Here is a 13,662-nt window from a genome sequence, read left to right on the forward strand (position 1 = left end):
CCATGTCCGTCCCCTCCCCAGACCAGGCCGTAGCCCACTTCGGCCCCGCCGGGATGCGCCGCTTCTCCCTCACCGGGACACCCGGCCTGCGGCTCCCCGGGGCGGCGCGCGAGCTGCTGACCGAGACCGGTGTCCCGCTCCTCGTCGCCCCCTACTTCCGGGCCGCGGCCGAGACGGACGCCGTACCGCTGGGGACGTACGCGGGACATCACGGTGTGGAGCACCCACCGGCCGGGACGGACGGCTGGGCGCGCATCGGCCACGACCGGCTGGCGCAGCTCTGCGTACGCCCGGACGGGGCCGTGCAGGCGGTGTTCCTCGGCGACGAGGCGGACGACATGTTCGTCGCCACCGACCTCGCCTCGCTGATCGCCTGCCTGGCGGCCCTGGACCGAGCCCTGCCGGTGATCGCCGCCGCACCGGGCCTGCCGGAGGCAGCGGCTGCCTTCCGTGAGCTGAACGAGGAGCTGCGCACCATCGACCCGTCCGCCTTCGCGGAGCGGGAGAACTGGTGGCCGCGCGTCCTGGACGACGTACGGCACACCCTCAACTTCCCCTTCTCCTCCGCTTTCGAGTACGTCGACGAGGCGGGGACCAAGCAGATCGTCACGGACGCCACGGGACCGGGCCGCCCGCACCCCGAGGAGATCATCCGCCTCCGACTGGAGGCGGAGGGAGTCCCGGCGGAACGCGTCCGGCGGGTGTACTGCGAACTCCAGCCGTGCATGATGCCGGGCCACTACTGCGCGGTCTGGCTGCAGCAGGCCTACCCGCACGCGGAGTTCACGCACAGCTTCGACTACGGCGAGACCGCCGACTCCCGTGAGCAAGGGCTGAAGGAGCTGATCACGTACACCGCGCAGCAGGCGGGCCGCCGTTGACCGCCTCGGGCACCTCGGGCTCCTGGGCCCGCCCGGCGGCGGGCCGTGAACCGGCCGGTGCCGCGCTCCTGGGCTGGCTCGCCGACCCGGCGGCACCCCGACTGTGCCTGGTGACGGGAAGAGAGCGATGCGGCAAGTCCCAGCTGCTGGCGTGGCTGGTGGCACACGGTACCCGTCCCGGGACGGCACCGGAGCGTCGCGTGCACGGTTTCGTCCCGCTGGCCGGGCAGGGCGTACGTACGGCGGTATGGGCCCTGGCCGACCAACTCGGCGTGGCGGCACGCGCGCCGGGGGAACTCCTCGCCGAGCTGTCGGCGGACCGGCGCCGTACCGTGCTCGTCCTGCCGGACCTGCACGCGGCCACCGACCCGTACGCGCTGACCGACCTGATCAGAGAGCTGGCCGGACTGGAGCATCTGAGGGTCGTCGTGGAAGCGCGGACCGGGCACGACGCCGTACCGGCGCTGAAGACGCTCGCCCCTGCCGAGATGGACCTGGACGACCCTCGGTGGACGGACCCGGCCCGGGCCGAGGCATGGCGGGCCGGACACCCCACACGTCAGACGCCGGTGCCACCTGTTCCGGTCGAAACGGAATCCCCTGACCTGGACGACCCCGTGGCGATCTGCGCGGCGGACCCGGACCGGGTGACGGCGGCGTACGAGGCGGACGCCGACCCGCGAGGGGGCCTGCGGTCGGCGTGGCTGCGTGCCGGTCAGTCCCTCCTGCGCGCCCAGCGGCCCGCCGACCGTGCCCTGGTCCTGCTGGCCGCCCTCGGTGACGGCGCGGATCCCCGCCTCGCCCCCGCGCTGGAGGAACTCGCGGCAGAGACGCCGTGGCGGCTGGTCTGGTCCCGCATACGCGGGGATGTGACGCCACCGTGGCCGGGCCCGGCCCTGGCGCTGGCGGCCGGCCGGGGCCCACTGGAGGGACAGCTGCTGGTCGCCGACCAGACGGGTACCCTGCGCGCAGTGTCGCTCTCCGACGCGGCCCCGGCCGGTCGTATGCCCGACCTCGTGCCGGACCTCGTCGGCCTGGCGGCACTGCCGGACGGCACGGTGATCGTGCTGGACGGCGAGGGACGCCTGCGCAGCCACCGAGCCCCGACCGCCCCTCGTCCCTTGGGCCTGGCCGCCCTCCTCGACGACGGTACAAGCGTGGGCCGACAGGCGATGGACGTGCTCCGGGCGGCCGTGACGCAGACGCGGATCACCGCGCTGGCGGCTTCCGAGCACGCTGTGGCGGTGGCGGACGGAACGGGAAGGGCGTACGCCGCGTTCCTCGCCGACCCGGACCGTGTACCGCCGTCCGAGCACCTGCACGAGGGCCCTGTCACGGCCCTGGCGCTGGCGGACGTACCGATTGACGAAGCCGGACAGCACGTCTGCCTGTTGTACAGCGGGGGAGCGGATGGCCGCGTCCGCGCGTGGGGCCCCGGGCACGAGCCGCTGGAGGTCCCGGTCGCCGAACGCGGCTGCCCGGTCCGCGCGTTGGCGGCCGGGACGACACCGTCGGGCCCGACCCTGTCGGTCGCCTGGGCAGACGGCCTGGTCGAGCTCCGCCGCCTCGACACCCACGAGCGGCGCACGTTCCACCCCGGGCCGCCGGTGACGGCCCTGGCACTGGCACCGACGGAGGAACTGCTGATCGGCACGGACGAGTCGCTGACGTGTCTGCGGCCGGTCCCGCCCGCCGTGGAGGGACTGTGACGATACGTCAACAGTTGCTGCAGTAACCGTAGTTTCGGTTGACGAACGCATGTCCGATTGTGAGGCTGAAGGGAGGTGATCACCGGGGGAGATGTGACACGTGGGCAAGAAGCTGCCCGATGAGCTCGTCGAGATCCTTGACCTGGTCGGTGTGCAGTGGCCGAACATCGACGAGGACGAGGTCCGCGACACCGCCAAGGACTATCGCAGCCTCGCCGAAGGCATACGGGACGTCATAGTTGAGGGCAACAAGGCCTGCTCGCACATAATCGGCGGGCGCAGCAAGGGCAAGACGGTCGATGCACTGGACCGCCGCTGGGGCAAGCTCACCACCAAGGACCTGACCACCTTCGCCAAGGCCCTCGACGACCTCGGTGACGCCCTCGACGACTGCGCCGGCTTCATCGAGGGCTGCAAGGTCGCCTGCATTGCAGAGCTCACCGCCACCGCCGCCAGCGCCACCGCCGGAATCGTCGGCATGTTCTTCACCGCGGGACTCAGCGGCATTCTCAGCGCAGCCGCGATAGCAGCCTGCCGACTCGCTCTGAACGAGGCGATCGACTACGCGGTCGAACAGATCACGTCGATCGTCACGGACCGGATCGAGGCCAAGATCCTCGCCAAGATCGAGGACGTCTTCACCGACCGCCTGGACGCCGACGACGAGGACCTCTCCCGCTACGCGGCGGGTGGCTCGGACATGGCCCAGGACCTGGTGATCGAGTTCGACGAGTTCGATCGCGCCACCGGCGACTACGGCACGACCCGCGAGAACTTCGACAAGAAGAAGGGTGCCCACAAGACCGGCGGCACCAAGCGCCGCTCCTCCGTCAAGAAGGACAGCCGCTTCCACAAACTCGCCGCCGTCATGGACAAGTGCGAGGACGCCGTCGACAAGAAGGCCGACGAGACGGTCGACGTACTGGAGAAGCACGGCGGGGCGATCGACAAGGGCAAGAAGGAACACAAGGAGCGGGACGAGAAGGCCAAGCGGGACATCGACGGCTGCGACAGCGGCGATGTGCCGATGTATCTGCTCGACGCGGACGGCAAGGTGCAGCAGCTGCTGCCCAACGGCACGACCAAGCCGGTCAGTGAGAATGACAGCTCCGGGATCAACACCATTCTGGATGAGGGCAGGGCTTGGCGGCCGTGGACCAATCCGCAAGATAACACCAAGTTCCCCATCTCAGACGGTGGCGCGGACGCCAAGAGGGTCGAGTCCACGAAGATTCCGCCAGGGTCCAACGAATTGGCGCGAGCTACCCAGATTGCGCGCTATAACAAGGCGCACTACGCGCCTGATCAATACAAGCGGGGAGGGAACTACGCGTCGGGCCTTTTTGATGACGGGAGCGGCCGTAAATTCATTCTCGTCGGCTATAGCGACGGCCCGCACTCCGAGAGGATGATCGGTTACCCTGTGCTGCGACACAAGGAGGGAAAAAATCTCACCGCCCTTTATACGGAGCGTGAGCCCTGCCAGGAACGCAGTTATTACTGTGATCAATGGCTGGCGAAGCATTTTTCCCCTGATCTCGCAGTGACTCATAGCGCCAAGTACGATCAGGATGAGGCAGGTCCGGATGGTAAGGAGTTGACCAAGTATCGCCAGGATCGCGAACACAGGGAGTATGTGAAATTCCTGGAAGGTGAGTGGAAGGAAAAGGGGGTGGATGGAGGTGTGTCCAGAGATATAATCGATGTTCCACCCTTCAGGAAGAAGGGTTCTTGAGTATTGGTTGAGTCGATCTGAGGGCTGTATATGTTGTTCGGCGTGTCACGTGACCGCCTGGTCTCCATGGTGGGGGATGAGGCCGTTTTCGTTGCGACTCCTGACATGCTTGCAGATATCCCTGACGGTGTGCCTGGTTATGAGATTCTGGCAACCGTCGGCATTCCTACGGGGATCTTCCGGCCTCAGGCGCCGCTGGACTCGGGATGCTTTCCGTCGGTGAACGAGAAGATCGACGTTGCCGACTATGTCGCACCGGCCGGTGCGGAGACGTGGAGGGTGTTCGGCTGGATTCCGTTGACTCATCTGGCTCTGGACGTATCGAGCGGCAGGGTCTTCGGGTTCTCGGAGAACGGGGGGCCCGTACAGTGTTTGCACAAGGATCTTTCCTCGCTGGTGAAACTCACCTCTGAGCTGGGAGCGCTTCTCAAGAGCTTCGTATCCACCGGAGATGACGACGAAGACTACGAACGCAGAGCAGCAGCCGTTGAGCACATCCGTGCGGAGGTGGAGGAGCGCGATGAGCTCCCCTTCCGTGGCGACTCCATATGGCCGGAAGTCATGGAGGAGATTGCCGCCGGAATGTGGTCCTGAGACGCGGCGGCCGAGATGGCGTTCTCTCCGTGCAACTCGTTCGGCCCGGGAGCGGCGGACCGGCACACCCAAACGTCTATGCCTTCGGTGAATGGGGTGGATCGACTTCACCACCCGTCCCACCCCAGGACACCCACCCGCCCTACCGTGCCCCCATGCGTCTGCGACCTCTCATCGCCACTGTCGCCGCCACCCTCACCGCAGCCGTCTGCCTCACCACCACCCCCGCTGCTGCCCACGGCAAGCCCCAGCACCACAACAGCTGCTCTCCCTCCGTGATCCTCACCGCCTACTCCGACGCCCTCGACAAGACCACCCACGACGGCACCTACGTCGGCAACCTCTCCGCCGTCGCCCCCGACCGGCACCGCACCCTCGCCGCGCTCTCCGACCGGTCCGCGCTCTTCCGGTTGGACACCCAGACCTTCGCGCCCGAGCGTGTCGTCCAGCTCGCCGACGAGAGCGGCGCCGCCCTCGACGCCGAGGGGCTCGTCGTCGACCGGGACGGCACCTATCTCGTCGCCTCCGAGGGAGAGCCCACCGTGCGCCGCTACGCACGGGACGGGGGCCGGATACTCGAACGGCTGCCCGTGCCGGACGATCTCCGGCCCGCCCCTGACGGCCGCGCCCGTGGCAACGGCACCTTCGAGGGGCTGACCCTGCTGCCCGGCGGGCGGAGCCTCGTCGCGTCCATGGAGTATCCGCTGGCCGGCGATCCCGCCGACCTCGTGCGGTTCCAGACCTGGCAGCGGACCCACAAGCACGGCGGCGGCTTCCGGCTCGGCGCGCAGTACGGCTACCGCGTCGACCCCGGTCTCGGCGTCTCTGAGATCACCGCCACCCCCGACGGTCGCCTCCTCGTCCTCGAGCGCGGCTTCACCGCCGGTGTCGGCAACACCGTCCGCCTATACCAGGCCGACCTCCGCCACAGCACGGCAGACCTCCGGCCCCTCACGGCCGGCAAGCGCCTCCTCGCCGACCTCGCCCAGTGCCCCTCCCTCGGCGCCCCCGCCAAGCAGCCCCAGCCCAACCCCCTCCTCGACAACTTCGAGGGCATGGCCGTCACCGGCCGCACCCACGGCCGCCTCGACGTCGTCCTCGTCAGCGACGACAACCAGAACGACGCACAGACCACCCGCTTCCTGTGCCTGAGGGTGCGAGTGTGATCACCACGGGACTCGAAAACGACGAGACCTTGGAAGACTCGGCTCGAGAACCGAGGATGGCGGACTACTTCGGCCTCACCGGCGTCACATACTTCCCCCGCTTCTCCGGCAGTCACCTGCGAAGTGACGTAGCACACTTTCTGTCGAATATCGGACTACCGGAAAGCTCGTTCTCTTCGAGTCGACTCGACCTTGAAGACGAGTCTTTGGAAAGGGTTGACGACAAGCCGACGCTGAAGGCCACCCTCGAGGCGGACGAGGCCGAATGCCCGCCCGAATCCGAAGGGTGGGAGATCCTGGGTGCGTTCAACTGCGCGACGGTCGCCATCGATCCGAGTGATGGGCGCATCTACTCCTTCCCTGAGGGAGAGGTGGCCTACACCTTCATGCACGCAGATATTTCCTCATTCGTTCATTCCCTCATCGTCATGGAGCAGGGAAAGCGCGAGTACATGGGGCTTCCGGTGGGTGATGAAGGGGAACGCGTGCGCGTCGTGGAGCGCCTCAGGCGGCAGATTTCCGAGGTCGACCCGACCCCTTTCGCCGATGAAGACGGTGAGTGGAGCAGGCTCCTCGAGGAGATCGGTTTCGGAATGTGGGGCTGATGCGGAGGCCGGCGGCGGTCGGCACGCGCACCTGCACCCTCACCTCCTCCTCCCCGCCTCCCCGCGGCACGGCTGCGAGGCCCGAGCAGGACCGCGGGATGAAATCGCCCTCCGTCCGCGTTGGTGCCTTCCGGTAGACCAGGCAGAACCGACCGGCAGGACCGGCAGACCGACGATCACGGAGGGCACCCGCGTGGACGCGCAACGGGGATGGGCACGGCGACTGGTCGGATACGCGTGGCGGTATCCCAAGGACGTCGTCCTCGCCCTCGGCTCCTCCCTCGCCGGCATGGCCGTCATGGCCCTCGTCCCGCTGATCACCAAGGTGATCATCGATGACGTGATCGTGGGCAAGACCAGGGACATGGCGGTCTGGGCCGGTCTCCTCATCGGCGCCGCCCTCGCCGTCTACGCCCTCACCTACATCCGCCGCTACTACGGCGGCCGGCTCGCGCTCGACGTCCAGCACGACCTGCGCACCGACATGTACGGGACGATCACCCGGCTCGACGGCCGGCGGCAGGACGAGCTGTCCACCGGGCAGGTCATCGGGCGGGCGACCACCGATCTCCAGCTGATCCAGAGCCTGCTGTTCATGCTGCCCATGACCATCGGGAACGTCCTGCTGTTCCTGATCTCCCTGGGGATCATGGCCTCGCTGTCCCTGCCGCTCACGCTCGTCGCGCTCGCCGTCGCGCCCGCCCTGTGGTTCATCGCCAAGCGCAGCCGCACCCGGCTGCACCCCGCCACCTGGTACGCCCAGGCCCAGGCCGCGGCCGTCGCGGGCGTCGTCGACGGCGCCGTCAGCGGCGTACGCGTGGTGAAGGGGTTCGGGCAGGAGGAGCAGGAGACCGGCAAGCTCAGGGAGGTCGGGCGCAGGCTGTTCGCCGGGCGGCTGCGGACCATCCGGTTGAACAGCAGGTACACCCCGGCGCTCCAGGCCGTCCCCGCCCTCGGGCAGGTCGCCATGCTCGCCCTGGGCGGCTGGCTGGCCGTGCGCGGTGACATCACGCTCGGCACCTTCGTCGCCTTCTCCACCTACCTCGCCCAGCTCGTCGGCCCGGTCCGGATGCTGGCCATGGTGCTCACCGTCGGCCAGCAGGCCCGGGCCGGCACCGAGCGCGTGCTGGAGCTGATCGACACCGAGCCGGCCCTCACCGACGGCACCAGGGAACTGCCCGCCGACGCGCCCGCGACCGTCGAGTTCGACGACGTGTCCTTCGGGTACGACCCCGACCGCCCCGTCCTCGACGGGCTCTCCTTCGAGATCCGGCCCGGCGAGACCCTCGCCGTCGTCGGCTCCTCCGGGTCCGGCAAGTCCACCGTCTCCCTGCTCCTGCCGCGCTTCTACGACGTCACCCGCGGCGCCGTCCTCGTCGGCGGCCACGACGTGCGCGAACTGACCCTCGACTCGCTGCGCGCCGCGATCGGGCTGGTCCCCGAGGACTCCTTCCTCTTCTCCGACAGCGTGCGCAACAACATCGCCTACGGGCGGCCCGACGCCACCGACGAGGAGGTCGAGGCCGCCGCGCGGGCCGCGCAGGCGCACGGGTTCATCAGCGATCTGCCCGAGGGGTATGCCACGAAGGTCGGCGAGCACGGCCTCACCCTCTCCGGCGGCCAGCGCCAGCGCGTCGCCCTCGCCCGCGCCATCCTCACCGACCCCCGGCTGCTGGTCCTGGACGACGCCACCTCCGCGGTGGACGCCCGGGTCGAGCACGAGATCCACGAGGCGCTGAAGGAGGTCATGCGCGGCCGCACCACCCTCCTCATCGCCCACCGCCGCTCCACCCTCAACCTCGCCGACCGCATCGCCGTCCTCGACCAGGGCCGCCTCGTCGACCTCGGCACCCACGAAGAGCTGCGGGAACGCTGCGCCCTGTACCGGCGGCTGCTCACCGACCCCGACGAACTGGGCGGCGTCTCGCCCGGTCACGCCCAGCCCGCCGCACCGGCCGAGGACACCTCCGTCCGCGACGAACTGGACGCCGAGTTCGACGCCGAGCGCGGCATCACCCCCCGGCTGTGGGCGGGGGAGCGCCGGCCGCGGGACGCGGCCATGGAGGGCACCCCGGCCACTCCCGAGCTGCTCGCCCAGGTCGACGCGCTGCCCCCGGCGACCGGCACCCCGGACGTCGACGAGGCACAGGCCGTACAGCCGGAGGAGTCCTACGGGCTGCGGCGTCTGCTGCGCGGCTTCGGGCTGCCGCTGCTGGTCAGCCTGGGCCTCGTGGCGGTCGACGCCGGCACGGGCCTGCTGCTGCCCGTCCTGATCCGGCACGGCATCGACGACGGCGTCACCCAGGCCGCCCTCGGCGCGGTCTGGGCCGCGTCCCTGCTGGGACTGCTCGTGGTGACCGCCCAGTGGGCGGCGCAGACCGGCGAGATCCGGATGACCGGGCGGACGGGGGAGCGGATCCTCTACGCCCTCCGGCTGAAGATCTTCGCGCAGCTCCAGCGGCTCGGTCTTGACTACTACGAGCGCGAGCTGACCGGGCGGATCATGACCCGGATGACCACCGACGTCGACGCGCTGTCGACGTTCCTGCAGACCGGCCTGGTCACGGCGTTCGTCTCGCTGGTCACCTTCTTCGGCATCATGGCCGCCCTGCTGGTGATCGACATCCAGCTCGCGCTGGTCGTCTTCGCGACCCTGCCGCCGCTGATCGTCGCCACGTACTTCTTCCGCCGGGCGAGCGTGAAGGCGTACGAACTGGCCCGGGAGCGGATCTCCACGGTCAACGCCGACCTCCAGGAGTCGGTGTCCGGGCTGCGGATCGTGCAGGCCTTCCGGCGCGAGCGCGACGGCGGCCGGAACTTCGCCGAGCGCAGCGACGCCTACCGGCAGGCCCGCATCCGCGGCCAGTGGCTGATCTCGGTCTACTTCCCGTTCGTGCAGCTGCTGTCCTCCGCTGCCGCCGTCGCGGTGCTGATCGTGGGCGGCCACCGCATCGACGACGCCACGCTGACCACCGGCGCGCTGGTGGCGTACCTGCTCTACATCGACCTGTTCTTCGCCCCCGTCCAGCAGCTCTCCCAGGTCTTCGACGGCTACCAGCAGGCCTCCGTCTCCCTCGGCCGCATCCAGGAACTGCTGCGCGAGCCGACCTCCACCCGGGCCCCGCGGAAGCCGCTCGACGTCCCCGCCCTGCGCGGCGAGATCGCCTTCGAGGGCGTGCGCTTCTCCTACGGGGACGAGGAGGAGGCCCTGCGCGGCATCGACCTGCGCATCCCCGCCGGGCAGACCGTCGCGTTCGTCGGCGAGACCGGCGCCGGCAAGTCCACCGTCGTCAAGCTGGTCGCCCGCTTCTACGACCCGACCGGCGGCCGGGTCACCGTCGACGGGCGGGACCTGCGCACCCTCGACCTCACCTCCTACCGGCACCGGCTCGGCGTCGTCCCACAGGAGGCCTACCTCTTCCCCGGCACCGTCCGGGACGCCATCGCCTACGGCCGCCCCGACGCCACCGACGCCGAGGTGGAGGCGGCGGCCCGGGCGGTCGGCGCCCACGAGATGATCGCCACCCTGGAGGGCGGCTACCTGCACGAGGTCGCCGAACGCGGACGCAACCTCTCCGCCGGGCAGCGGCAGTTGATCGCGCTGGCCCGCGCCGAGCTGGTCGACCCGGACGTGCTGCTGCTGGACGAGGCGACGGCGGCGCTGGACCTGGCGACCGAGGCGCAGGTCAACCAGGCCGCCGACCGGCTGGCGGGGCGCCGTACCACGTTGGTGGTCGCCCACCGCCTGACCACGGCCGCCCGCGCGGACCGGGTCGTCGTCATGGACCACGGGCGGGTCGCGGAGGACGGCACCCACGACGAACTGCTCGCCCGCGACGGGCACTACGCGCGGCTGTGGCGGACCTTCGTCGGCGCCGCCGAGCCGGAGGAGCCGGTGGGCGCCTCGCGGTGACCGTGCGCCGCACGCGGTGACGTACGCCCGGCACGCGCCCGGCCTACGCCCCCCGTGCGACCGTCGCACCACGGCGCCGCCACAGTCGTGCAACCATCCGGCCTACGCCCGGCGTCCGTACACCCGTACGTCAACCGACGCCGTACGGGAGGGACGACAGTGGGCAGAGGTGCTGCGATACGCAGGCGGCTGGCGCTCGGCGTGGCCGTGCTGACGGCGTCAGGACTGCTCGCTGTGGCGGCGCCGCAGGAGGCGCACGCCGCCGCGTCCTGCCCCGGCCGGAAGGTCCGTACGCTCCCGTTCTCCGCCGGCACCGTGCTCGTCTACAAACGCAACGGCTACGTCTGCGCCGTCACCGTCCCCCAGCGGCACGGCACCAAGCGCTTGATGTCCGTCAGCGTGCAGCCGCGCGGCGGCCGGCCGGTCGTCGACGAGGGCCGGTTCGCCTACCGGGCCGGCCCGGTGACCGTGCACGCCGGCCAGCGCTGCGTGTGGGTGCGGGGCAAGGTCAGCCGGGGGGCGGTCAGTTCCGGCTGGATCCTGTGCTGACCGAGGGGTTCACCTCCATTTGCCGATCTCCCCTGGTGCGCACCCGAGTTGCTCCGATAGCTTCCGGGCGCACATCTGTCTCACAGGGGAGAAGGCATGCGCAAGGCGCTCAGATGGCTGCTGGCGCTGGCGGTGCTCATAGGCACCGTCGGCACGGCCGGGACGGCCACCGCCGCCCAGCCGGAGGCCACCGGCTCCACCGACATCAAGGAGAGGCTGCTCTCCATACCGGGCATGAGCCTGATCGAGGAGAAGCCGTACCCCGGCTACCGCTTCTTCGTGCTGAACTACACCCAGCCGGTCGACCACCGCCGTCCGTCCGACGGCACGTTCCGGCAGCGGATCACCGTGCTGCACAAGGACGTCGACCGCCCGACGGTCTTCTACACCGGCGGTTACAGCGTCTCCACCAACCCCAGCCGCCGCGAGCCGACCCAGATCGTCGACGGCAACCAGGTCTCCATGGAGTACCGCTTCTTCACCCCGTCCCGGCCTGACCCGGCCGACTGGTCCAAGCTGGACATCTGGCAGGCCGCCAGCGACCAGCACCGCATCTTCAAGGCCCTGAAGCCGATCTACGACGAGAACTGGATCTCGACGGGCGGCTCCAAGGGCGGCATGACCGCCACGTACTACGAGCGGTTCTACCCGCGCGACATGGACGGCGTCGTCGCGTACGTCGCCCCCAACGACGTGGTCAACAAGGAGGACTCGGCCTACGACCGGTTCTTCGCCACCGTCGGCACGAAGGAGTGCCGCGACAAGCTGAACGCCGTGCAGCGCGAGGCGCTGGTGCGCCGGGAGCCGCTGAAGAAGAAGTACGAGGCCCTCGCCGCCGAGAACGGCTACACCTTCAACACCGTCGGCAGCCTGGACCGCGCCTACGAGGCGGTCGTCCTGGACTACGTCTGGGGCTTCTGGCAGTACAGCACCGTGAAGGACTGCGCCGACATCCCGGCGGACGCCAAGAACGCCATCGACCAGGAGATCTGGGACTCCGTCGACACGGTCTCCGGCTTCTCCTTCTACACCGACCAGGGGCTCTCCCCGTACACGCCGTACTACTACCAGGCCGGTACGCAGCTCGGCGCGCCGACGATCCACTTCCCGCACATCGAGAAGAAGTACATCCGCTACGGCTACCAGCCGCCGCGCAATTTCGTGCCGCGCGACATCGAGATGCGCTTCGAGCCGTGGGCCATGCGGGACATCGACCGCTGGGTGCGCCACAACGCCCGCCAGATGCTGTTCGTGAACGGCGAGAACGACCCGTGGAGCGCCGAGCCGTTCCGCCTCGGCCACGGTGCGCGTGACTCCTACGTCCTCACCGCCCCCGGCATGAACCACGGCGCCAACGTCGCCGGACTGGTCCCCGAGGAGAAGGCCTTCGCCACGGCCCGCATCCTGGAGTGGGCCGGTGTCGCCCCGGCGAAGGTCCAGGCGGACCCGGCGGCGGCCAGGCCGCTGGCGAAGTTCGACGCCAAGCTGGACAAGCGGGGCGTCGAGCGGGAGCCCGCGCTGCGGCCGTAGGACCGTGACCGCGCCCGGCCGTCACCCAGGACTCACAGCGGCCGGGCGCAGCCCACCGGGCGCTCGCCGCCCAACCGGACGTACAGAGCGGTCGACGACGGGCACCGCGCCCGGTCGTCGACCGCTTCCGTCACCTGGTACTGCGGCTTCCGCTGCCCCTCGCCCTCGCACGCCGTCTCCCGGACCTCGCCGTCACCGGCGTCGCGGACGCAGTCGCCGACGATGGTGTGCGGGCCGCCCCCGCCGCCGGGGTCGCCCGGGTGCGGCGGCCGGAGGTTGCGCATGCAGGCGTAGCCGCCCGGGACGGCGCCGTCGCCGTCCTCGTCGAAGGACGGGCGCCGTTCGCTGATGTGCAGCACGAAGTCGGTGGCCGCCGGGCACGGCGGTCCGTTCCGCACCCGGCCGTCGTGCCGGGCCACGACCCGTGCCGCCGCCCGCTCGCCGGAGCACGGCACCTCGGTGAAACCGGTCCGCCCGAACGAACTGCACTCACCGCGCCCGAGGAACACCGCCCCGTACCCCGACGGCCGGGTCGCCGCCGGCACCGGCGTCCCGGCACCGCCCAACCGCACGTCGTCCGCGGCGCCGGACGGGCTCTGGCACCCCGTCAGCAGCGCCAGGAGCGCGCACAACGCCGCGCCCGCGCCCCCCACCGGCCATCTCTCACGCATCGCCACCCCCGGCAGGCTCCCCCGAGCCCCGCCCAGCGTGGCCCGCCGCAGCGGGCGCACGCCAGACGCGCGGGTTGCTTCGCGCAGGGCGCGGGGGGCGCTCCCGGCGCGCGTCGCAGGCGCACTACCCTGGCCAGGCACCCGCGCCCGCGCCACGCCGGGCCAGGCAGCCGCGCCCGCGTCACGCCGGGCCAGGCAGCCACGGGCACGCCACGCTCGGCCAGGCAGCCGCGCCTGCGTCCCGTCCGGCCAGGCAGCCGCGCCCGCGTCACGCCGGGCCAGGCAGCCACGCGCACGCCACGCCGGCCA

The 13,662-nt window shown here is 70.4% G+C and carries 10 protein-coding genes; 9 read left to right on the forward strand and 1 reads right to left on the reverse strand.

Translation table 11 applies throughout. The features are described from left to right. Positions 1-2: 2 nt before the first annotated feature. The 9 genes from ACLGIH_RS22100 (at position 3) to ACLGIH_RS22140 (ending at position 12,682) form a co-directional block, all read left to right on the forward strand. Positions 3-881 (forward strand): SUKH-4 family immunity protein, encoded by an 879-nt coding sequence (locus ACLGIH_RS22100; protein WP_416526997.1) that lies wholly within the window; start codon positions 3-5, stop codon positions 879-881. Further along, positions 878-2,590, forward strand: a complete 1,713-nt coding sequence (locus ACLGIH_RS22105; protein WP_416526998.1) for a WD40 repeat domain-containing protein — start codon at positions 878-880, stop codon at positions 2,588-2,590. Before ACLGIH_RS22100 ends, ACLGIH_RS22105 begins: the two co-directional genes overlap by 4 nt. A gap of 100 nt (positions 2,591-2,690) precedes the next feature. Further along, positions 2,691-4,325 carry a WXG100-like domain-containing protein gene (locus ACLGIH_RS22110; protein WP_416526999.1) on the forward strand — a complete coding sequence of 545 codons (1,635 nt, stop codon included), beginning with the start codon at positions 2,691-2,693 and terminating at the stop codon, positions 4,323-4,325. A gap of 42 nt (positions 4,326-4,367) precedes the next feature. Continuing rightward, a complete protein-coding gene (locus ACLGIH_RS22115) occupies positions 4,368-4,919 on the forward strand; it encodes an SUKH-4 family immunity protein (RefSeq protein ID WP_416527000.1) in 552 nt (183 codons plus the stop codon). Between the two features lie 155 nt (positions 4,920-5,074). Continuing rightward, the gene (locus tag ACLGIH_RS22120) at positions 5,075-6,085 is read left to right on the forward strand and encodes an esterase-like activity of phytase family protein (RefSeq protein ID WP_416527001.1); all 1,011 of its coding nucleotides are present in this window, start codon (positions 5,075-5,077) and stop codon (positions 6,083-6,085) included. Next, on the forward strand, positions 6,082-6,690 hold the full coding sequence (locus ACLGIH_RS22125; RefSeq protein ID WP_416527002.1) for an SUKH-4 family immunity protein: 609 nt from the start codon (positions 6,082-6,084) through the stop codon (positions 6,688-6,690). Before ACLGIH_RS22120 ends, ACLGIH_RS22125 begins: the two co-directional genes overlap by 4 nt. Before the next feature lie 193 nt (positions 6,691-6,883). Next, entirely contained in the window at positions 6,884-10,603 is a 3,720-nt protein-coding gene (locus ACLGIH_RS22130) for an ABC transporter ATP-binding protein (RefSeq protein WP_416527003.1), read from the forward strand. 159 nt (positions 10,604-10,762) lie between these two features. Further along, the gene (locus tag ACLGIH_RS22135) at positions 10,763-11,152 is read left to right on the forward strand and encodes a hypothetical protein (RefSeq protein WP_416527004.1); all 390 of its coding nucleotides are present in this window, start codon (positions 10,763-10,765) and stop codon (positions 11,150-11,152) included. A 96-nt stretch (positions 11,153-11,248) separates the two neighbouring features. After that, complete coding sequence (locus tag ACLGIH_RS22140) at positions 11,249-12,682, forward strand: S28 family serine protease (protein ID WP_416527005.1); 1,434 nt, start codon at positions 11,249-11,251, stop codon at positions 12,680-12,682. A gap of 32 nt (positions 12,683-12,714) precedes the next feature. On the opposite strand, the gene ACLGIH_RS22145 is transcribed toward ACLGIH_RS22140, so the two are convergent. Next, on the reverse strand, positions 12,715-13,353 hold the full coding sequence (locus ACLGIH_RS22145; protein ID WP_416527006.1) for a hypothetical protein: 639 nt from the start codon (positions 13,351-13,353) through the stop codon (positions 12,715-12,717). Between the last annotated feature and the right edge of the window lie 309 nt (positions 13,354-13,662).

The organism is Streptomyces hamibioticus (assembly GCF_047946815.1).
Classification (GTDB): Bacteria; Actinomycetota; Actinomycetes; order Streptomycetales; family Streptomycetaceae; genus Streptomyces.

What these genes read in the sequence shown, in the direction of transcription:
- ACLGIH_RS22100 (WP_416526997.1), top strand. Translation starts at nt 3, where the DNA reads ATGTCCGTCCCCTCCCCAGACCAGGCCGTAGCCCACTTCGGCCCCGCC.
- ACLGIH_RS22145 (WP_416527006.1), bottom strand. Translation starts at nt 13,353, where the DNA reads ATGCGTGAGAGATGGCCGGTGGGGGGCGCGGGCGCGGCGTTGTGCGCG.
- ACLGIH_RS22140 (WP_416527005.1), top strand. Translation starts at nt 11,249, where the DNA reads ATGCGCAAGGCGCTCAGATGGCTGCTGGCGCTGGCGGTGCTCATAGGC.
- ACLGIH_RS22120 (WP_416527001.1), top strand. Translation starts at nt 5,075, where the DNA reads ATGCGTCTGCGACCTCTCATCGCCACTGTCGCCGCCACCCTCACCGCA.